The sequence below is a fragment of the Mesorhizobium sp. M7A.F.Ca.CA.001.04.2.1 genome (genome assembly GCF_003998485.1).
Lineage (GTDB): Bacteria > Pseudomonadota > Alphaproteobacteria > Rhizobiales > Rhizobiaceae > Mesorhizobium > Mesorhizobium ciceri.
The window spans coordinates 1-20,590 of the sequence record NZ_RZQT01000007.1; the positions used below are offsets into that span (position 1 = coordinate 1).

A 20,590-nucleotide genomic window follows, 5' to 3' on the forward strand; every position below is an offset into this window, starting at 1 on the left:
TTTGGGCTCGGGCGGCGGGGCGATCACCCGCTCTTCCTCGCTGGCCGGCGTGTAGATCATCGCGCCATTCTCAGCGACGACCTTGTCGAAGAGGCTAAGCTCGGGAAAGACGCCCTTGAGATCGGGCAGTTCACGCCCGGTGACGAGAACCAGCTTGCGGCCGCTTTTCTTGAACCGCTCAAGCGCAGTGAGCGTTTTCTTGGCGACGACCCCATCATGAGCCAGCGTGCCGTCATAGTCAGTCGCCAATGCAATGAAATACATTCCGCCAACCCTTCTCGGTTCCGATTGCTCTGCGACTAGAACGTGTGATCGAGACAAAGGCTCCCCACCGACCGGATCGCAGGTCTTGGAGAAGGGGGAACGGGTCCGCCCTCGGAAATCAGGAACTCCTTCGGTGCCGGCACGTTGACCAGACAAGCCGGGAACCGTCCCGGTCTTTGTTGGCGGCGCAAACCCCGTCGCCGAAATCCACACCAAGCGCAATGAAAGGTAAGGCCATGGGCTTCTTTTCGAAGGACATAAAGACACTCGACGATCTCTTCGTGCACACGCTGCGCGACATCTATTACGCCGAAAAGCAGATCGAGAAAGCGCTGCCGAAGATGATCGACAAGGCAACCGACCCGCAATTGAAAGCCGGATTTGAAAAGCACCTCGATCAGACGAGAGGCCATGTCGAGCGCGTCGAACAGGTGTTTGAGTTGCATGGCGTCAAGGCCAAGGAGGTCAACTGTCCGGCAATCGACGGCATTCTCGAGGAGGCCGACGACGTGAGCGGTGACGTCGATGACAAGGAGGTTCTCGACGCGGCGCTGATTGCTTCGGCGCAGGCCGTCGAACACTACGAGATGACGCGCTACGGCACGCTCATCGCCTGGGCAAAGCAGCTTGGCCGCACCGACTGCGCCAATGTGCTGGCCAAGAATCTCAAGGAAGAGCAGGCGACAGATCGCAAGCTCACCGAAATGGCGGAAAGCAAGATCAACCTGCAGGCAGCCGAATAAGGCTGCAATCCGGCCGGCTGGTAACTCGGCCGGCCGGATTGCCGGTAGGTTCCATCCCGTCAGCGAGACGGGTCGACGCCCAGTGCCGCTGATTGCTTGCGCAGCGCCTCACCGTCATCCTGCGGCACATGCCGAGCAGACCCTGCGGTTTCCGTGTAGATGCGATACGCTACACAAGCGAACGCCACCATGAAAAGCAGACGGCCCATCCATCCTACTCCTTCGTTGCGGACTTCGTTTCGGCCATCCTCAGTACCCTCCGACGACGGGCAAGATCTCGCCGGTGATGTAGCTCGAGCAATGCGGCGAAGCGAGGAACACATAGGCCGGCGCGAGCTCTTCCGGTTGCGCTGGTCGTTTCATTGGCGTGTCGGCGCCGAATTTCGAGACGTCGTCAGCTTCCTTGTCCGACGGATTGAGCGGCGTCCACACCGGACCCGGTGCTACCGCATTCACCCTTATGCCCTTGCCGATGAGATTGCCCGACAGGGCCCGCGTGAAAGCATGGATGCCGCCCTTGGTCATCGAATAGTCGACCAGCTGTTTTGAACCGTCGATACCGGTTACCGAACCGGTGTTGATGATCGCCGAACCGGGTTTCATGTGCGGCACCGCTTCCTGCGCCATATGAAAATAGCCGTAAAGATTGGTCTTCAACGTCGTGTCGAAATGTTCTTCGGTGAGCTCGCCGAAGTCGCTGGAATGGATCTGGAACGCAGCATTGTTGACCAGCACGTCGATGCGGCCGAATTTTTCAACGGTCTCCATGACCGCCTTGTGGCAGTGGCTGCGTTCGCTGACATCGGCCTTGACCAGGAGGCAGCGTCGTCCCTCCTTTTCCACCGCGGATTTGGTCTCTTCAGCGTCCTTGTCCTCGGCCAGATAGACGATCGCGACGTCGGCGCCCTCGCGGGCGAACAACACCGCCACCGAGCGGCCGATGCCCGAATCGCCGCCCGTGATGAGCGCTACCTTTTGGTTGAGTTTTTTCGATCCGAGATAGTAAGGCGCATCGTACAGCGGCGCCGGCTCTATGGCCCATTCATGTCCCGGTTTGGGCTGATGTTGCTCAGGGAAAGGGGGCTCGGGATATTCGCGGGCGCCAGCCTGCATGGCGCCTTGCAGCTTCCCATCGCCTTTCGATTTGTCCTTGGCATCGATGCCACGTTGGATATGGCGCTGCTTGGCCGCTTCACCGGCTATTTCCGACTTCATCTGCATGATCGTCTCCTTGGCTTGGAGAGAAAACAACGCATGTCGGCCAAAAAGGTTTGCGCAAAAGATCGACTGCAGAGAGGATTCCGACCAGCGGTTGGCAATGCGTGGCGACGACATCGCCAACTGCAACAATTCAGCTGCAATGCAGCCGCACCAGCCACCGCCGCGATGGGATCGAGCACCTGGGGCTTGCCCGCTGCTGCGCCGCCCTGGCGGCGAGCCAAACGTGACGATGTGGACTGGGAAGCACTTGCGTCAAACTGGCATGCGCAAAGCAGCGCCATCCGGTCTGCTCCGGGCGGAGCGCCGGAATTCTATCTTGGCGAGAGGCCGTCGAGCAGGAAGTCGAGGCCTCTTCGGAAGGCGCCATCCCAATCGTTGTCCAACAGCAGACGAGAGCGTTCGATTGTCGGGTAGTGTTCGCTGAGATGTGTAAGACGCTGCTGTGCGGCTGCCCTGTCTTCTTCCGAGAGGTCGAAGCTTGCCCGGGTGAGGGTAGCGCCCATCACATAGTTCCAGAGCGACCATATCGCGGCGTTCAGATCCGCGTCCGCAACACCGGCTCTGGACAAGGTCTTGCTCAGCATTTCCAGGCGACCGAGAATGTTCCGACCGAGCGCCCGGCGCCGCAACAGCGATGCCGACCAAGGATGGCGCAACATTCTGGCGCGCCAGTCTTCGAGCATATGAACGACGTCTCCGCGCCAGTCCGGAGACTCACCTGTTTCAGGCGATCCGCGATGTTCGAGCACCGAATCGACTGCTAGATCAAAGACATCCTCCTTGTTGTCGACGTGCCAATATAGACTCATCACACCCGAGCCGAGGCGATCGGCCAGCCGACGCATTGTCAATCCGTCTATGCCCTGGGCGTCCAGCAGTTCCACCGCGGTCGCCACGATACGCTCTCGAGACAGCGGCGGCTCGCTGCTCGCTTGCTGCACGGGCTGGAGCGACACGCTCTGTTGATCTCCTTTGCTCCGGGCGCCGCTGCGTTTGGCTACCATCCGTCGTCCTCGCTTTTTCAGAACATCGATTTTGACCGGCAACGCGACAAATGTCGATCTTGAACGATTGACTCGTACGACGTACCATACGATGACTCGTACATCGCACGATTCACGTAGCGATTAGGTTAAAGTTCAATCTGCAGGCGCCAGGGTAGGGTTGCTCGCAGGCTGCGGAGCCAAGCGAAAAACCATGTCACGCGCAATCAAGCATCTGCTTATCGGAGGGCTAATCATCATGACCATTGCAGTCCCCACTGCGTCGCCGGCGAACGAGTTCAAGCTGACTATTGTCAATCCACAGGCGCTCTACGACCCGTCGCCGAATGGCTACAGCACCGCCGTAATCGCACCGCTCGGAGCTCGGATCGCCTACATCTCCGGGCAGGGCGGCCAAGACAGCACAGGAGCCTTGTCACCGGATTTCGCCGTCCAGGTGAAGCAGGCCTACGCAAATTTGCATGCTGCGCTTGAGGGCATCGGCGCCAGGCCGGATCAGGTGGCGAAGCTCACGGTCTTCGTGGTCGACCACGACATGTCCAAGCTCGAGGTGTTGACCAGGAACGTCAAGGACATGTTCGGCGAGGCGCTGCCGGCGCAGACTCTGGTTCCCGTTCCCAAGCTTGCAATCGATCCCATTCTTTTCGAGGTGGAGGCCACCGTTATTCTGGAATAGTCGCTCCGATTGACCCGATCGTTCGAACAAAGAGTCGAGCGCGCTGCCGACGGCTGCGCGCTCACAATATCGAGCCGATGTTTGCAAGCCTGACGTGTCTCCAGGCTGAAGCCTCCAAGGGAACTGGAAAGTGAAGTCGGGGACCGCCGCATCCATGCCGCTCGCCGTATCCAAAAGTCGCATAAGATAGATTATGGAACTAACGCATGGGCCAAGAACTGTAAATTGCCGCTGGTTCTCATAGGCTTGAGCCGATTGTGGCGTATTGCCTTGAGCGGATCGCCAACGCTAGGCTGTCGAAATGAAGATGGCAAACAGCGAGATCGAAGCGGCAATCGAAGTGTTCGTGCATGGCTTCAGCGCTGACAGGAGCCGCACCTTTCCTTACGAGGCCAGCCGGGTTGGACCATTGTGGCTGATGCGCGATGCCGAACGCAAGAATCCTCGCGATTACCGCGGCGAAGAATGGGTCGTCCATGACGTCGCCGCTCAAGAGACCGATGCCGTCGTGCGGCAGCATGCACGGCCGGGCTTTGCCATTTCCGTTGTGATCGCGAACGACGATCCGGACGGGCCGACACGAACCGCCTACAAAGCTCTCGGCTACCGGCTGCTGCGGACCGAAGGCTTTTTCGTCCACCGATTGCACCGGATTCCGAACCCGCCATCGGTTGCTTCGGTCGAACGCGTGCAGACGGCCGAACGGGCGGCACAGTTGGGAAAGATCATCCGCCGGCAGCCGATCCCAGACGATTTGCTCGGCGACACCGCGCCGTTCCGCCAGTATGTGGCAATCGATGGCGCCGACATCGTTGGGCGCGTTCGCAGCCTGGATGCCGTGGGAGCCACCTGGTGTTCGAGCATGTATGTCGAGCCGTCGCACCGGCGTCGCGGCATTGGTCAGGCTTTGATATCGAAAATGTTGCACGACGATCGCGCGCGCGGTTCAAGGTACTCGGTGCTGGCAGCAACCCATGCCGGGGCGCTGCTTTATCCTCGGATGGGCTACGAGCGGATCGGAACGCTGCTGATATTTGCACCAAGGAGCCGAAAGCCCTCATGAAGCTCTATTCGCATCGTGCTGATTCATAAGGGATTTCTATAACCATGCCGTCATAGGCGGGTTCGACATTGGCTGGTGTCTCGGCCATCACCGAGACGTAGTCGAGCGGCACGTGCATATGTGTCAGCACCGCATGTATCGGCGCCAGCCGCTGGATCCATTCAAGCGCTTCGCCAAGTGACAGATGACTTGGATGCGTCCGGTACTGCAGCGCGTCGATGATCAGCACGTCGAGGTCGCCCAGCCGTTCGGCGGTGGGTTCCGGAAAGTCGCTGATGTCGGGGCAATAGGCGAGACCGCCAATGCGGAAACCGAGCGATACGATGTCGCCGTGGATCTGCGGCAGCGGCTCGAGGGTGAGGGTACCCCCCTCTCCTTCAACGACCACCGGCCTGGTGTGGTCGATGAGATGCGGCCTGACGATCGGCGGATAGGAGCTGCCTTGCGGCGTCTCGAAACAGTATCCGAACGCTTCCCGCAGCCGAAGCATCGTCGCCCTGTCGGCATGGACGTCGATGAGCTGGCGCTGATCGAGGACGAAACCGCGCAGATCGTCGATGCCATGGATATGGTCGGCATGCGGGTGGGTATAGACGACCGCATCGACACGTTTAACGCCGGCCAGCAGCATCTGCTGCCGAAAATCCGGCCCCGTGTCGATGACGACAGTCGTTCGGCTGCCGTTCGCCGCGATCCGCTCGACGAGCGCGGCGGCACGGGTGCGCCGGTTCCTGGGGTTGTCGGGGTCGCAATTGCCCCAATCGCCGGTGATGCGCGGCGTACCTGGGGACGAGCCGCAGCCGAGAATGGTGAGGCGCAGCCGGTCAGTCATCGTTCAGGCACTTTGCTCTGCAGGCCGCGGCATCTTGCCGAACAGCCGGAAGAAATTATCTGTGGTCAGATCGGCGATTTCAGCTTTGCTTACCCCGATCGTTTCGGCCAGCACCTTGGCGGTATGGGCGACATAGGCGGGCTCGTTGCGTTTGCCGCGAAACGGCACGGGCGCCAGATAGGGCGCATCGGTTTCGACCAGCAATCGGGCATGCGGGACATCGGCGGCAATGGCACGCAACTCAGCTGAATTCTTGAAGGTCAGGATGCCCGAGAACGACACGTAGCCACCGAGAGCGACGCCCACCTCGGCAAGCCGGCGCCCGGAAGAAAAGCAATGCAGGATGAAGGGGAAGGCGCCCTTCCCTGTTTCGTCCTCGAGAATATCAGCCATGTCGGCATCGGCATCGCGCGAATGGATGACCAGCGGCAGCCCCGTTTCACGGGCGGCGGCGATGTGATTGCGAAAGCCTTGCGCCTGTGCATCGCGTGGCGCCTTGTCGTAAAAATAGTCGAGACCGGCCTCGCCGATGGCCACTACTTTCGGGTGCGCGGATAGCCGCACAAGCTCCTCGACCGTGATATCCAGTTCTTCGGCCGCATTGTGCGGATGAGTGCCGACAGAGCAATAGACTCTGTCGAAAATTTCAGCGATCTCAAGTACTTGCGGAAAACGCTTCACGCGTGTCGAGATCGTCACCATACGGCCAATTCCGGCGGCTAAAGCGCGGGCGACGATGGCCGCCCGCTCCTCGGCGAAATCTGGAAAATCCAGATGGCAGTGGCTGTCGACGAGCATCAGACGTTCGCGTCCGGCTGTTCGACGTAACGCGGAAACACGCCTTCCGGTACGGGCAACGCAGTACCCGGCACCAGCGCATGGTCCGCGTGGACATGCGCGAAATCGCGGCTCTCCGCCGGCACCGCCAGCAGGTCGAGCAGTTTCGCGGCCGAGCCCGGAGTGAAGGGCTGACACAGCACCGCCACGCGGCGCACGACTTCGGCGGTCGTCCATAGCACCGTTTCCATGCGCGCCGGGTTGGTCTTCTTCAGCGCCCATGGTGCCTCGCCGGCGAAGTAGCGATCGGCTTCCGCCACCACGCCGAAGATCGCTGCCAGCGCCAGATGGATGCCCTGCTCGGCGACCGCCTTGCGCGCGGTGTCGAGCGCGGCGGCGGCCTGATCCAGGATCGCTCTGTCTGCATCCGTCAGCTCGCCGCGCTGCGGCACCACGCCGCCGCAGTTCTTGGCGATCATCGACAGCGAGCGCTGCGCCAGGTTGCCGAGGCCGTTGGCAAGATCGGCATTGGTGCGGTTGACGATCGCGTCATGGCTGTAGCTGCCATCGTTACCGAACGGCACCTCGCGCAGGAAGAAGTAGCGCACCTGGTCGAGACCGTAGTGCTCGACCATCGCGAATGGATCGACGACGTTGCCAACAGATTTCGACATCTTCTCGCCGCGGTTGAACAGGAAGCCATGCGCGAAAACGCGCTTTGGCAACTCGATGCCCGCCGACATCAGAAATGCCGGCCAATAGACCGCATGGAAGCGGACAATGTCCTTGCCGATGATGTGCGTGGCCGGCCAATAGTGCCATTGCTCGGCCTTTGTGTCGGGATAGCCGGCGGCGGTGATGTAGTTGGTCAAGGCGTCGACCCAGACATACATCACATGGTTGTCGTCGCCTGGCACCGGCACGCCCCATTTGAAGGTCGTGCGCGAGATCGACAGATCCTTCAGCCCCGACTTGACGAAGCTGAGCACCTCGTTGCGGCGCTCGGTCGGACCGACAAAGTCGGGCTGGCTCTCATAAAGCGCCAGCAATTTGTCCTGATAGGCGGAAAGCCGGAAGAAATAGCTTTCTTCCTCGTTCCATTCGACCGGCGACCCAAGCGGTTCGCGGCGCACGCCGTCGTCGCCGAGCGTCGTCTCGCTCTCGTCGAAATAGGCTTCCTGGCGCACCGAATACCAGCCGCTATAGCGGTCGAGATAGATGTCGCCATTGGCGGCCATCGCTTTCCAGATCGCCTGACAGGATTCGTAGTGGCGCGGTTCGGTCGTGCGAATGTATTGGTCATTCGAGCCGCCCATCGCCTCGGTCATTGCGCGGAAAATCGCCGAATTGCGGTCGGCCAGCGCCAGTGGCGTTATGCCTTCCTTCTCGGCCGTTTGCTGCATCTTCAGGCCATGCTCGTCGGTGCCGGTCAGGAAGAAGACGTCCTTGCCGTCCAGGCGCTGGAAGCGTGCCAGGGCGTCGGTTGCAATGACCGTATAGGCGTGGCCGATATGCGGCTTGCCGTTCGGATAAAAGATCGGGGTGGTGATGTAGAATTTGTCGCGTGACATGAATGAACCGTCATGAATGTCTGAATGGAAAGGCGTGGCGGTGGATATCGTATCGAGGCAGCATTTGCCATCCCGATCCAGGAAACCCAGTCACATTCGCATTGCAGAATTCAGGCGGTCGATCATGATCAAGGCGTGCTGCTTCTTATCGAGATTGTAAGTATCGGTCTCAGATATAGCGTCCAGCGCCTCATGCCAAGTGTCCGACAGCGTTTTGGCTCGTGCGAGATCGCCAGCCAGTGCTGCCTGACTTGCCGCGTCCGACAACAGGTCTAGCGCCCGGCGGTTGAAGATATCGAACTGGATCGCCTGATCGCGGCCGGCCACGGCTTCGGCGAGGCGGAACGCGCCGCCGACATCGCTCTTTTTCCCGGTGACCAGAGCGTCGAGCGTCGAAGCGATCTCCAACCCGCCATACTGCGTCAAGAGGATCGCGGTGCGGGCGCTGCCCCCTGCCCGCTCGGCCAGTGCCGCGCGCGCCGCCGGATCCTCAGGCGGCGCCGGCTCGGTCGTTTCCAGCACCGTCATCAGGTCGTCGGCGTCGAGCGGGTTCAATCGCACCACCTGACAGCGCGACCGGATCGTCGGCAGCAGACTGCCCGGCGCGTGGACAATCAGGATGAACAGCGTCCGTGCCGGCGGCTCTTCAAGATTTTTCAGCAAGGCATTGGCGGCATTGGTGTTCATGTCGTCGGCGGGGTCGACGATGACGACCCGGTAGCTGCCGTCATGCGAGGTCAGCGACAGGAAGCGGCTGACCTTGCGGATCTCATCGACGGTGACGACCGTCTTGAAACTCTTGGTCTTGTCGTTCAGCGGCCGGGTCAGGTGCAGCACGGAAGGATGCGCCCCGGTGGCGATCTGGCGAAACAGCGACGACGCCGGATCGGGAGCGGCAAGGCTTTCCGGCGCCTGCGCGAAATCCGGGTGCTTCAGCAGATGATGCGCAAGGTGGAAGGCGAGCGTCGCCTTGCCGATGCCGACTGGCCCGGAAAAGATCAGCGCATGCGGCAGCTTGCCGGCGCGATAGGCGGCGGTGAGCACGCCTGCAGCCTGGCCGTGCCCGACCAGAAGGGGCGTTTCGGAGGGCTCCGGCACGCCGTCGAGCGTGTCGTGCTGCTCGGGTGCGATGCGCTCGAAGATCATGCCGGCGTCGCCTGCCTGTCGCGTGCCGGCGCTCTCGCCGCCAGCGCCGCGAACACTGCCGCGGTGACGACGTTCTCAACCGCGTCGGGCTCGGCGGCTGCGTCGACGACGATGCAGCGCTCCGGCTCGGCCTTGGCGATCGCCAGAAACGCCTCGCGGCGGGCCCGGTGGATCGCCAGCGTCTCCTTTTCGAAACGGTCGGCGACTGCCTCCGCGCCGCGCCGCAGCGTTGCGCGCCTCAGGCCTTCCGCTGGGTCGATGTCGAAGATCAGCGTCATGTCCGGCATCATGCCGTTGATGGCGACCTGTTCCAGCGCATCCATGAATGCCGGATCGATGCCGCCGGTGACGCCCTGATAGACGCGTGAGGAATCGAGGAAGCGGTCGCAAAGCACGATGGAGCCACGCTCGACCGCCGGCCGGATCACCTGCTCGACATGATCGGACCGCGCGGCGGCGAACAGCAGCGCTTCCATCTTCGGCCCGAACGGTTCGGCGGCGCCTGAAAGCAATACGTGCCTGACCGCTTCGGCGCCCGGCGAGCCGCCGGGTTCGCGGGTAAGCAGCACGTCGTATTTCTTGGCGCGCATCTTCCTGGCCAGCCGCTCGATCTGCGTCGACTTGCCTGCCCCCTCGCCGCCTTCGAAGGTGATGAAAAAACCGCGTGCCAACCGAGAGGCCTTCTTGTCCATGGCTGAATGGGATTGTAGCGCTCTAGATAGTCCGCGTTGGGTCAAACGTCCATGCCGTCAATTTTTTGCCCTTATGCATGCCGTTCCCCAAAACCATGGCTGGTTTTGAGCGACATGCGTTAGCGCAGCCAGCCGACCGCCAGTTCCTTGACGGCATCGAGCGCGCGCTGCGGCAGCGTGCCGACGCCGATCGATTCGGCTGCGAAAAGCGGCGTCTCCTGGCTCAGCGTATCGCCGATCCAGACGCGCAGCGCACCCACCGGCTGCCCCTCCTCCACCGGTGCTGCAACCGGGCCGTCATAGACGATCCTGGCCGTCAGCTTGTCGCGGTTGGTGATCGGCAGGAAGATGTCGATCGGTCCCTTTGCCTTCAGCGTCACCCCGGATTTGGCGCCGCCGAAAACCTGGGCTTCTCCAACCACCTCGTCCCTGGCGAAAATTTCAGTCTTCTCGAAGGAGCGGACACCCCAGTCGAGCAGCTTTCGCGCTTCCTCGGCGCGCTCCTTGTCCGAGGCCAGCCCGCTCATCGCCGCGATCACGCGGGTGCCATTGTGGCTGAGCGAACCGACGATGCCGAAACCGGCTGCCTCGCTCGCCCCGACTGCCAGGCCGTCGGCGCCGATGTCCATCGCCAGCAGCGGATTGCGGTTCCTCTGTGAGATCTTGTTCCAGGTGAAATCCTTTTGGGCATAATAGCGATAGAAATCCGGATATTCGCGCCACAGGTGCAGGGCGAGCTGCGCCAGCTCGCGCACGGTCGTCTGCTGGCCATCCGCCGGCAGGCCGGTCGAATTGACGAAAGTCGACGTCTTGAGGCCGATCTGGCGGGCGCGTTCGGTCATCTGCGCGGCAAAATTGTCTTCGGATCCCGACATGCCTTCGGCGATGACGATGCAGCCGTCATTGGCCGCCTGCACGGTCACGCCCTGAATCAGGTCTTCGAGCCGGATCGACGACTTGAGCTTGGCGAACATCGTCGATGTTCCCGAAGGCGCACCACCCTTGCGCCAGGCGTTCTCGCTGACCACGAACGTATCGTCGAGCTTTAGGCGGCCGGATTTGATGGCGTTGAAAACCACTTCCATGGTCATCAGCTTGGCCATCGAGGCCGGCGGTATCCGCTTGTCGGCCTCCTTGGAAAACAGCACCGTCCCGGTCTCGGCATCGATCATGAAGGCCTGCGCGGCCTTGGTCTCGAACAGCTGTGCACCGGCCGGAGCCTGGAAAAACAGCAGCAAGCCAAAAACCAGAAGCCCGGCGAGAGGCGGGAGCAAGCGAAATTGCATGATGTTCGACCCGTTGGCCGGCACCGCCGGCAAGCCCGCGAAAAGTATCAGGCTTTTTGCGCGGCGGATCAACCGCGCAGCGGAAATCCCACCAGGCTTGCGCTCAGTTGCGCACAGCCAGTGCATCGGGCGCGCCATGCGACCAGGCAGCCTGCAGCAAATCATCGAGATTGCGGTGGCCATCGGGATAGAGATTGACCGAATACCAATCCTCGCCATCGAGTTCCGAACGCTGGATCTCGATCTTTCCGTATGCGGCAAGCTGAGCGGCAACACGCTTGGCCTCCGCTGCATCCTCGAACGAACCAGCCGCGACGTAGTCAGTGGACGGACCGGCCGTTGGCGGCTGCCGTTTCCATGATTGGAGCACATCGGCCGGCGACATGCCGTCGCCACCCATCGCGGCGAAGGCATTTGAGGCGCGTTCGACCCGCTCGTCGGCATAGGACAGCGAGGCCACGGCAAACGGCGATTGCGGCGGCAGATTGATCTGCGGACGCTCCGGCACGATCGGGCCGAAATCCGGAAGCGCCAGATCGCCATAGGCCGACGACTGCGTCGACATGATCGGCTGGACAGAACCGGAATCGGTCAACTGGCCCGGAAACGGCACGGCAGCAGTGCCGGCAGGCAGGCTTGGCGACGGCCCGTTCATGGCGACCATGACGCCGGTCGGCAGTCCATCCGACGGGTCCGGCGCCCTGTTGCCGGGATGATAGGAGGCCATCAGATACTGGTCGTCATCGCCGTCGAGCGGCGCGCGGCCGACATATTCGACCTTTACCTGAGCGGTGCCGGTGTTGGCATAGTCAAGCATCTGGGCAGCGCGCTCCGATACGTCGATGATGCGGCCTTCGTGATATGGGCCGCGATCGTTGACGCGAACGATGACCGAACTGCCGGTCTTGAGATTGGTGACGCGGGCATAGCTTGGCAGCGGCATGGTCGGGTGCGCCGCCGTCAGATGGGTCATGTCATAGACTTCGCCATTGGCGGTAAGCCGGCCATGGAAGGCGTCGCCATACCAGGAGGCGAGGCCGACCTTGGCGTAACGCTTGTCTTCCTTCGGGTAATACCACTTGCCGCGGACCTGATAGGGTTTGCCAAGCTGATCCCTGCCGCCGCCACGTTGGATGCGCCCGTTCCGGGAGATCACACGCGGGCTTGCCTTCACGCCATATTCGGATTCGGCGAAATATTCCTTGGAGCGGGTCTTCTTGTTGACCATCGCTTTCGGCTCAGGCTGCGACGCGCAGGCAGCCAGCAAGGCGGCCGACATGGCGAACAACGCGACGGTAGCAGCGCGACGAAGACGCGGTGGCGTCACAGCCTGCATTTTCCTGATGTCCCCTTCAGTCTCAACTCAAGGCGTCACGTTCAACCACCAGAGGAGCCAAAACACTCACCCGACAATACCAACGACGCTTAAAACCCCGATCCTTTGTGCGCAGGAATTGCTTATCACGGTATTAACCGATTGTGGCCGCAACCGGGCAAGATTGTGGCGTCTCCGCCGTAAGAGCTCTCTGAAAAGTAACGGTTTTCGTGCTTCCACGCGAGAGATGTGATGCCCTCTGCCACAGAAAGCCTGGCTTCGCTCCTGCCCGCCGTGTCTGCCGGTTGACCGGGCTTTGTCGGGCAGCGGACCGACCGCCGGAACAAAGAAATGCGCCGCTAGTTTCATCCGCAGGGCACTCGAACAGAAGGACGAGCATGATGAAAATGACTTCATTGATGGTCGCGATCGCGATGTCGCTTTCTGCCGGGTCTGCGATCGCCGCATGTCCGGACAAGTCAGCTTCGAACACCGGGACCGATGCCGGACAGACCGCCGGTATTTCGAAAGATGGAACCCACGCGCCTTTAGAGACTCCGAAGGCCATGGGCAACGCGAACAAGCCAGCCGCCAAGGATGGCACCACGATGCCATTGGCGGGCGCTGAAGGCGGCGGCGACAAAAACCTTGCAACCTCGCAGCAGGACATCGAGGCGCAGCAGCACGGTGATAAGGCCGCGGCGGCAAAGGCGGACGAAAATTGCAAAGACTGAGGACCGTACAGGCCGGAGCCGATTTGCAGCTTCGGCCTTCCTCACCAGTAGCTGTTCCCTTGGCGAAAGTTAAATTCTGCGGGATACCGCAGCTGTCCCAAGAGGCTGACCCGTAGGGATTCCCTCCGCCCAATTCCGAGGATGGCTTGGTCGGTAGGTCGCGCCCTCGGTTGGGCCTGCACGAAAGCCCTCCAGCGTCAGGCTTTTTGTGTTCGCGCGCAAACCTGTACATCGCCAGTCGGCGGGCTCCTTCTTCATCATGCACCAATGGGATAGCGAGTTCCGGTGCTCGATTCCGACAAACTCAGAGCCTGCCAGGACGGCAGGAACCGACACAGTGGTGGTTGACGCAGCCCTCAATGCCGCTTTACAGGAATGAGGCGTGAACCAGCCGGGAGCGCCTTCGGTGCCAATCCGGTGCCGCAGGCCAAACGAGTTGGCCCCGCGCTGCCCAAATGGTTGAAAAACCACGATGGAGGAATGGCCGAGCGGTTTAAGGCACCGGTCTTGAAATTCGCTCGACGGCGTCCCTGCCCTTCCCCTCTAGTGCTGCCAAATCCTTGCCTGTCATGGCTTTGCGCTATGGCGAGGGCGCCAACGTGCTACACCGTCCCGCCTCATACCGTAGCGTTGCGTTGCAAAAAGTGTAGCAGTTTGTTCGCTGCCTGTTCGTGCATTTGATTTCCAAGGGTTTCCTGCGAGTATCGGCTAGTCCGTGCGACATGGACGCGACATGGGAGGGAAGCTTTTGAACAAGTCAGGGTGGCAATATGCCGTGGCGTGCGGCATCGCAACGTTGGTTGGCTGCGCCGGCTTGGGCTTTCTGCTGCAGGCCCTCGGAATGAGTGAACGTAGCGGCCTGTTGATCGGAGCTGCCGTGACTAGCACCCTAGCTGCGGCGCTGGTTTACGACACCGGAGTAAGCGAGGGGAAGTCGAACGCCAGCCATTGAAACGCCCGCCATTTTCGGCAGAGGGAACAACGGAGGAAGAAGCAGAATGGCCACCATGTTAGAAAACCATATCGCCTGGATGAAGAAAGAGGTGGTCAGTTTGAACGCCCGGATCGAGATGATCGAAGCTGGAAAGGCCCGCTTCTACTCGAAGCATGACAATGGGCCGTCTGTAGACACGACAGACACCATCCTCGCAGACAACAAGGAATTGAAGGCTGAGCTTGAAGGGCTTTTGAAGGAATACGACAATTAGGCCCAAAATGGCCCGCCGCCGTGAGGCAGCGGGCGTCCAGCTAGAACGGATTGGGTGCAGTAGTAACGTCGCGGCATTCGCGCGGGGAGGACACGTTAATGCACGGGGACGAGCGACGGCAACTTGTTCGGGATTTTCTGGCTAGGCATAAGCTTGGGGCTATCAGCACCGTGCATCCGGACGGGTCTCCAGAGGCAGCCGTCATTCAGGTGACGTTGGGCGACGACCTCAACATCGTGTTCGACAGCTTTCCCGGAAGTCGGAAGCTGGCAAATATTAAACGAGACAGTCGGATCGCCATGGTGATCGGCTGGGACGAAAACGTGACGGTTCAAATTGAAGGCCTGGCCCGACCTGCCAAGGCTAACGAATTGCAGCGGTTGAGAGATGCTCACGTTGCCAACTGTCCGCTTGAAGCGGAGTTTCTAAAGCAAGGGGCGCAACTCTTTACGATTTCGCCCCAATGGATTCGCTATTCCGATTTCAGAGGCGAGCCGATGGTTTTTGAGCTGTCCGGCGACTCGCTTGCGAAATAGAGGGGCCGCCGCCGGGGCTGTCTGTGCAACAAAGGCCGTCTATCGGCGTTGAGGCTCGTCTCAGTGGAGCTTTGACAATGGATCCGGCAACCGCAGCAGTACTGCTTTTACTATCTTGCAGCCCTGGCGAGCCTGCCGTCTGCAAGCCCATTGAGGCCGCGCCGACCACATATGCGTCGCTTGACGTATGTCTGGCATCTCTGAAAGACAGGCTCGCAGGTGCGCCAAATGGGGAAATCGTCGGACGTTGCCATCCTGTCGACGAGACTGTCACCGGTTCACTGCCCGCCGGGTACACCACCGTTGTTGTCACGCGGGGCGTTGGGAGCAAAGCCATCAGCAATAGCTACATCGTTCAACACAAAGAATAGAGGCCCGCGACCGTGAGGCGGCGGGCCAATTGATCGGGCGTCGGACTATTGAATGCAAGAGCCTGGCGGGTAGTGCTTCGGGTCATAGCTCGACGGCGAGACGAGCATGAAATCGACGTCGGCGCGGATAGGCATCATGCCGAAGATGTTGCGGTAGGCGTAGTGGAACGGCACGACTATCATGTCGTTGTTCGGCTCTATCGCCGCGGAGAGTTTTGGCGCGGTCATAGCCCGCTCCTCACCAGCGTCTCTTGCGATTCCAGATCATCCGGCCACATGATGACTTCGCCATAGTCACCGGGACAGTAACCCTCCAGATCGCCGCCCTCCTCGTCGTCGCAGTTGTCCAACTCGAGGTCGAGCACGTCGCCGGGAGGCAGGTTCGGCGCGGTGGCAGACAGGAACGATTGCCCGGCGCGATGTCCCCAGCCAAGGGACGGCTCGTCGTCGGCCGTGTCCTCGAGGTCGCAATCGACTTCCATCATGTCGAGCGCGGTGATCAGGGCCATGGCGCGGTCTAGGAGGTCGTTCAGGCGCGTCTCGACCGATTGGCGCCATATGCGCGGGTCCATCCCCTTCGGCATGCCTAGAGGCTGCAGGATAGGTGTGTGCGCGGTCATGATGACCTCCGCACGACTAAAACAAATCCGGTCTCATGATCGATCTGGACGCGGCACCGTCCGCCATGGATCATCGCCAAGGAAGAGGCGATCGAGGCGGCGTCTCGCTCGATCTGCATTGCGGCCGCGGCGATCGTGACGTCACCCATGATCACGATCGGCCGGCGGGAAAAGCGCCCGATGATAGGCATTACCTCGGCGCCGGGCATAGCTTCGCCGGCGGCCGGAACGTGAGTGTTCGGCATTGACTTTCTCCAGTGCGATGTTAACCAAGAATGCACATGTTTTTTGCAACTCTGCGCATTCTGTGTCAACATGTTTTTTGCAACTTAGGAAGGTTCATGCTCACTTCAGCACAATGCCGGGCGGCTCGCGCTCTAGTCGATTGGTCTAGGGAAATGCTGTCGGAGCGGTCCAAGGTCAGCCATCGAAGCATAGTCGATTTCGAACGTGGTGCGCGTGAACCGCGTGTGCTGACAAAGGAGGCGCTGGCCCGAGCACTGGAGGCCGCCGGCGTTGAGTTCATCCCCGAGAATGGCGGCGGCGCCGGTGTGAGGCTCAAAAAGGGCGGCAAAATAGACTAGTTCTCCGCGCGGCCGGACTTCCTCCCCATCATGATCCGCCGTCGGCGGATTGCTTTGCGCAACCAATTGCGCAAATGTTCGTGGTGGTGGGGAGTAGAATGGGATGTTCAAGGTAGCTTCGGCGATCTTTTCGCTAGTATTCGTTGGCGGCGCTAATGCCCAGTCGTTTCAACACATAGAGAATTGTCGACAGCTGGTCGCCGACGCAGACAGACTAACTTGTTACGATGCGCTCAAGGCCGATGGAACAGCGGCGCCGCTCAAACTTGAGCCGGCGATGAACGTGGCTGACTCTCCGGTTAAACTGGCCAGAGCACGCTTCAATGTTCAGATGGAGGACACGAGGCGAAGTATCTATAATCCAAGGATCGAATTATATCTATCCTTTGAAAATTCGTCTGCGAAGCGTGTCTCAGCCTTGGCCATGTTGATCACCATCAAGGACGCGTTCGGCGACGAGATTTTGGTGAACGACAGCAAGCTGGACATAAGCATCCCACCTGGCGGGTCCACGGCGAGCAACACGTATTTCTTTTGGGAAGACAATCCGTTCATCCACGATGATCCGTACAGCAGGCTTATCGGTCCAGTCACCGCAAGTACGGCCAAGACCGAAGTTGCCGTTAAGCGAATTGTCTATGAGGACGGCAGCGTCGAGTCTTTTTAAAGGGAAGAGGAAAATTATGTCACGAATTGAACGTACGGAAACCCGCAAGCGCGGTTTCTTCGGAATGATCTTCTGGTGGATGTTCCTCGCCTTCAACGCGCTGATGGGTCTGTGGATATTCTACGCCATCAAGATTTCCAGTGAGCACTACCAGGCGACGGCCGACGCTGCATCTCAGGCCGGCACTGCCATAGGCGGGACACTCGCGGTCGGGATGCTGCTTTGGCTCTGGCTGTTCGGCGACATCATTCTCGGGTTGCTTGTCGCTCTTTCCCGCGGGAAGAAGGTCACGATTGAACGGACTATTGGCTGATAGATTTCTCGGCCGGAATCAGACAAAAAGGGTCGTGCTGGGGGGCAGACTGCGAATGGCGTTCGGTGAAGAGACCCTTAAGGCGATCGTTGAGGCCGGCAAGGGCAACATAGATTTCATCGCGTTTGCCCTTATCGCGGTCCTCTCCGTTGGCGGTATGGTGGAGGGAGTCGGCCTAGGGGGCGCCGCTGGAATAGCCGTTGTTCTCGCCGCTGTATGGGTGCTACTCCGCTACGCCCTTTTGTCCATTCAATCTCGCGAGCGATTGCGGAACCTCCAAGAAGCTGCCACGATCAAAGCGCAGAAAACGCTTGCAGACCATGCAACCAAGGACGAGATAGCCGATTTGTTTAGGGACACCCGACCACAATGAGGTGCGCTGATGAGCTTTGACCCTGCGTCGCTTACCTACGGCTTTGTCGGCTTGGCAGCCGGCGCTGGCGTGCATTTTTTCCGTCGCAAGACAGAGTTGGAGCATCAGTGTGAGTTCCTCGCCGACGTGCGCGAAGATTTGCTCGAATCGTTCAGCTCGGCCGGTACGGTGCTTGACGACAAGAACACTCCTAAGCCGATCCGACAGGCCATCTTGGTTTTGCTTGCGGCTTATGGGGACAAGAAGCGCGGCAAGTCGTTTGCCGAGACCTTTCTCGTCCAAGTCAACGGACAGGAGGACGCTCCCTCTGCGGAAGACGACGGGATGGATCCTATTTCCCAGTCAATGAAGAATCTCGGCCGTGCCAATCCGGCGCTTGCACGGCAGACTCATCATGTGATGGCCAGCCTAGTTTTCGGCTTGGTTTTCCTGAACCTCGCCGATGACTTCAAAGTTGAGAAAATGAAGACTGAGGCGGCCCGGGATCCCGTTTCGCTGTGGGCTCGCATTGCGCGTTTGTTCGCATCGAATGGCGGCCCCGACCATCACGCTGGCGGAAAGCTTATCGCCGCTTAAAGCCCTGCATACATATAGCCGCCCAAACGGGCTACTCTGCGGCAGCCGGTCTAACCGGACCTGTAGTGTGCCACTGGATGAACTCGACTTCCTTCCCGGTGACTTGCCGCACGGTGTTCAACAACACCTCGTGCAAGACATGCGTTGCCCGGTAGTGGTCGCAATGCGGCGATATGAATGGCTTGATGATGCTCAGGTGCAGCGCTTCTGCCGCCACGAGAAAGCGCTCGATTTCAGCCTGCGATAACTGCTTTGAGGGTTTTGACCTAGCCATGGTAGCGAACTCCGTTAGAGGGTGATCGCCGCAACGGGAGGATTATATTCCTCATCTGCTTTGGGCTGGCAAGCGCTGTCTATTGCTTATCCCGGAAATCGAGCAGCTTGGCATGGCGGAGTCTCTCCTCGCCCTTCAGGAACCGCACGCGACCGACCAGACCAGGCTTAAGCCATTCGGCCTTTTCTTTCTTTAGACCGATGGGCACTGGTCCGCCGACTTTCCCTTGCACGCGATCCCACAGGCGCTGGCGCTTGTCGGCTTTAAAGGCAACGAAAGCGCCGCCGGCATAGCGACCTTTGTCGGCCATCAGCACCATCGCGGGCTTTCCCGCCTCGCGCTGCACGCCAATGATGTCCATTTCCTTTTCGGCATAGCACTTGATCTTGCGCCAGTTCATCGTCGGCCCGCTGCGGTAGATGCTGCCCTTGCGCTTCGAGACCATGCCCTCCAGCCCTGCCCTGTCGACCAGGTGATAAACCGCGTCGCCAGTGCCGGGCATGGCTTTGCTGATCTGAATGCGGCCAACGGCTGGAATCAGTTCCTGCAGGATCTCGCGGCGGTCTTCCACCGGCATGTTGCGCAGGTCGTGCCCGTTCAGGTGCAGGAGATCGAACGCCACCAAATACAGGTCGCGCGACGGCTTACGGCGGGTAACGGCTGATTGCAGGGCGCGGAAGTCGGAGAGGCCGGCCTCGTTGACCGTGATTGTCTCGCCATCGATGATGAAACTTTCCGCCTCGATCGCCTCCGCCTCTCCGGCAAGTTCGATGTAGCGGCCGGTCCAGTCGTAACCATTCTTGGTGAACAGCCGTATACCGTTTTCATCCTTGATAATTTGGGTGCGATACCCGTCGAATTTGATTTCATGGAGCCATTCGTCGCCTTGCGGTGGCGTGTCGACCAGCTCGGGTTCCATGGGCTTGATGAACTTCAGAGGCATGCGCTGACTCGCATAGTGCGATTCAATTAGCGCGCGCTAAAATGGTTCCGGAACATTTTAGCCATCCTGCATGTTTCAGTGCATGCCGACGATAGACACAGAAGAGTGCAGAGCGGCGCTAACGCTGATCCGGCGAACAATCGAGGATCATTGTCCGCCTGGCGTTCTTCCGAGCGAGGAAGCGGTAAATGGTCTTTATGGGCCGGAGCTCATGCATGAAGCCGCCGCTTTGGCCACCGCCATTGTCAAGACCGTCGACAAGCTGACATTGAGTTCGACGAGGATTCCGCCGGCGCCCAGCATTAAAGCTTAGCCAACGTTGGAAGGTAGGCGCGCCGAGCGCTCAACCTGACATCCAAGATGCCAGTAGTAGGGCGCATAAGGATGAGACCAGAGCGGCGGCTGCGAGAAGCACCCCTGGGCTCTGCCATCCCTGCGGCGGCTCGTGTCCCAGCCTGTTGGGCGGCTGATTATCGTTCATGGGCGGCAGAAAATTAGGTTGCCCTAATTCTTGACGATGGCGCCAGGCCGGCAAACCCTGTTGCGAACGGGTTGCAATGATCTCACCAGGCTGCATTCGCTCATCCGTGATGATTACCCGCCACGCCAAGCGAGCCGTGGCGGGTAATCAACCAACCGACGATGAGGGGACTGTTGATCGTCAGCTGCATCAAACGTGTAAAGAACTCCAATGTTTCACGGGTCAGACCTTTGCGCTTCGGCATTGGGCTTTGGTCGGACCCAAGCCCTTTAGCGCCAACGCGGGTTCCGCTAATGCACGAAAAAGCCCGCCACCTTTCG

General features: G+C 60.1%; 28 protein-coding genes. 11 read left to right on the plus strand and 17 right to left on the minus strand.

All coding sequences use genetic code 11. The features are described from left to right. Nucleotides 1–264: HAD-IIB family hydrolase (locus EN955_RS03875; RefSeq protein WP_164769870.1), on the minus strand; the 264-nt coding region annotated here is incomplete at its 3' end. A gap of 236 nt (nt 265–500) precedes the next feature. Here EN955_RS03875 and EN955_RS03880 point away from each other — a divergent pair. Beyond that, nucleotides 501–1,007 carry a ferritin-like domain-containing protein gene (locus EN955_RS03880; RefSeq protein ID WP_013531567.1) on the plus strand — a complete coding sequence of 169 codons (507 nt, stop codon included), beginning with the start codon at nt 501–503 and terminating at the stop codon, nt 1,005–1,007. A 59-nt stretch (nt 1,008–1,066) separates the two neighbouring features. On the opposite strand, the gene EN955_RS03885 is transcribed toward EN955_RS03880, so the two are convergent. The 3 genes from EN955_RS03885 to EN955_RS03895 all read right to left on the minus strand — a co-directional run bounded on the left by EN955_RS03885 (nt 1,067) and on the right by EN955_RS03895 (nt 3,232). Continuing rightward, nucleotides 1,067–1,216, minus strand: coding sequence for a hypothetical protein (locus EN955_RS03885; RefSeq protein WP_013531568.1), 150 nt, complete (start codon nt 1,214–1,216; stop codon nt 1,067–1,069). A gap of 40 nt (nt 1,217–1,256) precedes the next feature. Then, nucleotides 1,257–2,228 carry an SDR family oxidoreductase gene (locus EN955_RS03890; protein ID WP_024505521.1) on the minus strand — a complete coding sequence of 324 codons (972 nt, stop codon included), beginning with the start codon at nt 2,226–2,228 and terminating at the stop codon, nt 1,257–1,259. A gap of 311 nt (nt 2,229–2,539) precedes the next feature. Beyond that, nucleotides 2,540–3,232 (minus strand): TetR/AcrR family transcriptional regulator C-terminal domain-containing protein, encoded by a 693-nt coding sequence (locus EN955_RS03895; protein ID WP_024505520.1) that lies wholly within the window; start codon nt 3,230–3,232, stop codon nt 2,540–2,542. 193 nt (nt 3,233–3,425) lie between these two features. Between EN955_RS03895 and EN955_RS03900 the strand changes: the two genes are divergently transcribed. Together EN955_RS03900 and EN955_RS03905 are read left to right on the plus strand one after the other, a co-directional pair. Then, nucleotides 3,426–3,908, plus strand: a complete 483-nt coding sequence (locus tag EN955_RS03900; RefSeq protein ID WP_024505519.1) for a RidA family protein — start codon at nt 3,426–3,428, stop codon at nt 3,906–3,908. A 301-nt stretch (nt 3,909–4,209) separates the two neighbouring features. Next, nucleotides 4,210–4,971, plus strand: coding sequence for a GNAT family N-acetyltransferase (locus tag EN955_RS03905; RefSeq protein ID WP_013531572.1), 762 nt, complete (start codon nt 4,210–4,212; stop codon nt 4,969–4,971). Between the two features lie 4 nt (nt 4,972–4,975). Here the strand turns inward: EN955_RS03905 and EN955_RS03910 are convergent, their stop codons facing one another. The 7 genes from EN955_RS03910 to EN955_RS03940 form a co-directional block, all read right to left on the minus strand. Then, nucleotides 4,976–5,803 (minus strand): MBL fold metallo-hydrolase, encoded by an 828-nt coding sequence (locus EN955_RS03910; protein WP_013531573.1) that lies wholly within the window; start codon nt 5,801–5,803, stop codon nt 4,976–4,978. 3 nt (nt 5,804–5,806) lie between these two features. Then, the gene (locus tag EN955_RS03915) at nt 5,807–6,601 is read right to left on the minus strand and encodes a TatD family hydrolase (protein WP_024505518.1); all 795 of its coding nucleotides are present in this window, start codon (nt 6,599–6,601) and stop codon (nt 5,807–5,809) included. Then, nucleotides 6,601–8,151: a methionine--tRNA ligase gene (metG, locus tag EN955_RS03920; protein WP_024505517.1), complete on the minus strand. Its 1,551-nt coding sequence runs from the start codon at nt 8,149–8,151 to the stop codon at nt 6,601–6,603. Before metG ends, EN955_RS03915 begins: the two co-directional genes overlap by 1 nt. A 90-nt stretch (nt 8,152–8,241) precedes the next feature. Beyond that, entirely contained in the window at nt 8,242–9,297 is a 1,056-nt protein-coding gene (locus tag EN955_RS03925) for a DNA polymerase III subunit delta' (RefSeq protein ID WP_024505516.1), read from the minus strand. Beyond that, nucleotides 9,294–9,968: a dTMP kinase gene (gene tmk, locus EN955_RS03930; protein WP_024505515.1), complete on the minus strand. Its 675-nt coding sequence runs from the start codon at nt 9,966–9,968 to the stop codon at nt 9,294–9,296. The genes EN955_RS03925 and tmk overlap by 4 nt, the downstream gene beginning before the upstream one ends. Nucleotides 9,969–10,108: 140 nt before the next feature. Beyond that, on the minus strand, nt 10,109–11,275 hold the full coding sequence (locus tag EN955_RS03935; RefSeq protein WP_164769871.1) for a D-alanyl-D-alanine carboxypeptidase family protein: 1,167 nt from the start codon (nt 11,273–11,275) through the stop codon (nt 10,109–10,111). A 103-nt stretch (nt 11,276–11,378) separates the two neighbouring features. Further along, nucleotides 11,379–12,611 carry a septal ring lytic transglycosylase RlpA family protein gene (locus EN955_RS03940; protein WP_024505513.1) on the minus strand — a complete coding sequence of 411 codons (1,233 nt, stop codon included), beginning with the start codon at nt 12,609–12,611 and terminating at the stop codon, nt 11,379–11,381. A 377-nt stretch (nt 12,612–12,988) separates the two neighbouring features. On the opposite strand from EN955_RS03940, the gene EN955_RS03945 reads away from it, so the two are divergent. From EN955_RS03945 to EN955_RS03955, 3 genes are all read left to right on the plus strand, one after another. Continuing rightward, nucleotides 12,989–13,324: a hypothetical protein gene (locus tag EN955_RS03945; protein WP_013531580.1), complete on the plus strand. Its 336-nt coding sequence runs from the start codon at nt 12,989–12,991 to the stop codon at nt 13,322–13,324. A 998-nt stretch (nt 13,325–14,322) separates the two neighbouring features. Beyond that, the gene (locus EN955_RS03950; protein ID WP_024505511.1) at nt 14,323–14,532 is read left to right on the plus strand and encodes a hypothetical protein; all 210 of its coding nucleotides are present in this window, start codon (nt 14,323–14,325) and stop codon (nt 14,530–14,532) included. Nucleotides 14,533–14,630: 98 nt separating this feature from the next. Then, on the plus strand, nt 14,631–15,068 hold the full coding sequence (locus EN955_RS03955) for a pyridoxamine 5'-phosphate oxidase family protein (RefSeq protein ID WP_024505510.1): 438 nt from the start codon (nt 14,631–14,633) through the stop codon (nt 15,066–15,068). Nucleotides 15,069–15,484: 416 nt separating this feature from the next. On the opposite strand, the gene EN955_RS03965 is transcribed toward EN955_RS03955, so the two are convergent. The 3 genes from EN955_RS03965 to EN955_RS03975 are packed head-to-tail and all read right to left on the minus strand — an operon-like array spanning nt 15,485 to nt 16,304. Next, the gene (locus tag EN955_RS03965; protein WP_024505509.1) at nt 15,485–15,667 is read right to left on the minus strand and encodes a hypothetical protein; all 183 of its coding nucleotides are present in this window, start codon (nt 15,665–15,667) and stop codon (nt 15,485–15,487) included. After that, nucleotides 15,664–16,059, minus strand: coding sequence for a hypothetical protein (locus EN955_RS03970; RefSeq protein ID WP_024505508.1), 396 nt, complete (start codon nt 16,057–16,059; stop codon nt 15,664–15,666). The genes EN955_RS03965 and EN955_RS03970 overlap by 4 nt, the downstream gene beginning before the upstream one ends. After that, nucleotides 16,056–16,304 (minus strand): hypothetical protein, encoded by a 249-nt coding sequence (locus EN955_RS03975; protein ID WP_024505507.1) that lies wholly within the window; start codon nt 16,302–16,304, stop codon nt 16,056–16,058. The genes EN955_RS03970 and EN955_RS03975 overlap by 4 nt, the downstream gene beginning before the upstream one ends. A gap of 36 nt (nt 16,305–16,340) precedes the next feature. On the opposite strand from EN955_RS03975, the gene EN955_RS03980 reads away from it, so the two are divergent. The 5 genes from EN955_RS03980 to EN955_RS04000 all read left to right on the plus strand — a co-directional run bounded on the left by EN955_RS03980 (nt 16,341) and on the right by EN955_RS04000 (nt 18,572). Next, the gene (locus EN955_RS03980; protein ID WP_245467632.1) at nt 16,341–16,643 is read left to right on the plus strand and encodes a helix-turn-helix transcriptional regulator; all 303 of its coding nucleotides are present in this window, start codon (nt 16,341–16,343) and stop codon (nt 16,641–16,643) included. A 103-nt stretch (nt 16,644–16,746) separates the two neighbouring features. Next, on the plus strand, nt 16,747–17,310 hold the full coding sequence (locus tag EN955_RS03985) for a hypothetical protein (RefSeq protein WP_024505505.1): 564 nt from the start codon (nt 16,747–16,749) through the stop codon (nt 17,308–17,310). Nucleotides 17,311–17,326: 16 nt separating this feature from the next. Then, the gene (locus tag EN955_RS03990) at nt 17,327–17,623 is read left to right on the plus strand and encodes a hypothetical protein (protein WP_024505504.1); all 297 of its coding nucleotides are present in this window, start codon (nt 17,327–17,329) and stop codon (nt 17,621–17,623) included. A 55-nt stretch (nt 17,624–17,678) separates the two neighbouring features. Then, a complete protein-coding gene (locus EN955_RS03995) occupies nt 17,679–17,996 on the plus strand; it encodes a hypothetical protein (RefSeq protein ID WP_024505503.1) in 318 nt (105 codons plus the stop codon). A gap of 9 nt (nt 17,997–18,005) precedes the next feature. Further along, entirely contained in the window at nt 18,006–18,572 is a 567-nt protein-coding gene (locus EN955_RS04000; RefSeq protein ID WP_024505502.1) for a hypothetical protein, read from the plus strand. Between the two features lie 31 nt (nt 18,573–18,603). Here the strand turns inward: EN955_RS04000 and EN955_RS04005 are convergent, their stop codons facing one another. From EN955_RS04005 to EN955_RS34725, 3 genes are all read right to left on the minus strand, one after another. Next, nucleotides 18,604–18,846, minus strand: a complete 243-nt coding sequence (locus EN955_RS04005; protein WP_024505501.1) for a hypothetical protein — start codon at nt 18,844–18,846, stop codon at nt 18,604–18,606. Nucleotides 18,847–18,925: 79 nt separating this feature from the next. Next, on the minus strand, nt 18,926–19,789 hold the full coding sequence (locus EN955_RS04010; protein ID WP_024505500.1) for an ATP-dependent DNA ligase: 864 nt from the start codon (nt 19,787–19,789) through the stop codon (nt 18,926–18,928). Between the two features lie 581 nt (nt 19,790–20,370). Next, nucleotides 20,371–20,514 (minus strand): hypothetical protein, encoded by a 144-nt coding sequence (locus EN955_RS34725; RefSeq protein WP_155924949.1) that lies wholly within the window; start codon nt 20,512–20,514, stop codon nt 20,371–20,373. Nucleotides 20,515–20,590: the final 76 nt, after the last annotated feature.

Bases quoted from the DNA above. Each gene is read 5' to 3' on its own strand.
- EN955_RS03940 (WP_024505513.1), bottom strand. From the start codon at position 12,611: ATGCAGGCTGTGACGCCACCGCGTCTTCGTCGCGCTGCTACCGTCGCG.
- EN955_RS03905 (WP_013531572.1), top strand. From the start codon at position 4,210: ATGAAGATGGCAAACAGCGAGATCGAAGCGGCAATCGAAGTGTTCGTG.
- EN955_RS03950 (WP_024505511.1), top strand. From the start codon at position 14,323: ATGGCCACCATGTTAGAAAACCATATCGCCTGGATGAAGAAAGAGGTG.
- EN955_RS34725 (WP_155924949.1), bottom strand. From the start codon at position 20,514: ATGCCGAAGCGCAAAGGTCTGACCCGTGAAACATTGGAGTTCTTTACA.
- EN955_RS04005 (WP_024505501.1), bottom strand. From the start codon at position 18,846: ATGGCTAGGTCAAAACCCTCAAAGCAGTTATCGCAGGCTGAAATCGAG.
- EN955_RS04010 (WP_024505500.1), bottom strand. From the start codon at position 19,789: ATGCCTCTGAAGTTCATCAAGCCCATGGAACCCGAGCTGGTCGACACG.
- EN955_RS03885 (WP_013531568.1), bottom strand. From the start codon at position 1,216: ATGGGCCGTCTGCTTTTCATGGTGGCGTTCGCTTGTGTAGCGTATCGC.
- EN955_RS03975 (WP_024505507.1), bottom strand. From the start codon at position 16,304: ATGCCGAACACTCACGTTCCGGCCGCCGGCGAAGCTATGCCCGGCGCC.
- EN955_RS03945 (WP_013531580.1), top strand. From the start codon at position 12,989: ATGATGAAAATGACTTCATTGATGGTCGCGATCGCGATGTCGCTTTCT.
- EN955_RS03935 (WP_164769871.1), bottom strand. From the start codon at position 11,275: ATGCAATTTCGCTTGCTCCCGCCTCTCGCCGGGCTTCTGGTTTTTGGC.
- EN955_RS03990 (WP_024505504.1), top strand. From the start codon at position 17,327: ATGTCACGAATTGAACGTACGGAAACCCGCAAGCGCGGTTTCTTCGGA.
- EN955_RS03965 (WP_024505509.1), bottom strand. From the start codon at position 15,667: ATGACCGCGCCAAAACTCTCCGCGGCGATAGAGCCGAACAACGACATG.
- EN955_RS03915 (WP_024505518.1), bottom strand. From the start codon at position 6,601: ATGCTCGTCGACAGCCACTGCCATCTGGATTTTCCAGATTTCGCCGAG.
- EN955_RS03980 (WP_245467632.1), top strand. From the start codon at position 16,341: ATGTTTTTTGCAACTCTGCGCATTCTGTGTCAACATGTTTTTTGCAAC.
- EN955_RS03910 (WP_013531573.1), bottom strand. From the start codon at position 5,803: ATGACTGACCGGCTGCGCCTCACCATTCTCGGCTGCGGCTCGTCCCCA.
- EN955_RS03955 (WP_024505510.1), top strand. From the start codon at position 14,631: ATGCACGGGGACGAGCGACGGCAACTTGTTCGGGATTTTCTGGCTAGG.
- EN955_RS03895 (WP_024505520.1), bottom strand. From the start codon at position 3,232: ATGGTAGCCAAACGCAGCGGCGCCCGGAGCAAAGGAGATCAACAGAGC.
- EN955_RS03985 (WP_024505505.1), top strand. From the start codon at position 16,747: ATGTTCAAGGTAGCTTCGGCGATCTTTTCGCTAGTATTCGTTGGCGGC.
- EN955_RS03900 (WP_024505519.1), top strand. From the start codon at position 3,426: ATGTCACGCGCAATCAAGCATCTGCTTATCGGAGGGCTAATCATCATG.
- EN955_RS03925 (WP_024505516.1), bottom strand. From the start codon at position 9,297: ATGATCTTCGAGCGCATCGCACCCGAGCAGCACGACACGCTCGACGGC.
- EN955_RS03970 (WP_024505508.1), bottom strand. From the start codon at position 16,059: ATGACCGCGCACACACCTATCCTGCAGCCTCTAGGCATGCCGAAGGGG.
- metG (WP_024505517.1), bottom strand. From the start codon at position 8,151: ATGTCACGCGACAAATTCTACATCACCACCCCGATCTTTTATCCGAAC.
- EN955_RS03880 (WP_013531567.1), top strand. From the start codon at position 501: ATGGGCTTCTTTTCGAAGGACATAAAGACACTCGACGATCTCTTCGTG.
- EN955_RS03995 (WP_024505503.1), top strand. From the start codon at position 17,679: ATGGCGTTCGGTGAAGAGACCCTTAAGGCGATCGTTGAGGCCGGCAAG.
- EN955_RS04000 (WP_024505502.1), top strand. From the start codon at position 18,006: ATGAGCTTTGACCCTGCGTCGCTTACCTACGGCTTTGTCGGCTTGGCA.
- EN955_RS03890 (WP_024505521.1), bottom strand. From the start codon at position 2,228: ATGCAGATGAAGTCGGAAATAGCCGGTGAAGCGGCCAAGCAGCGCCAT.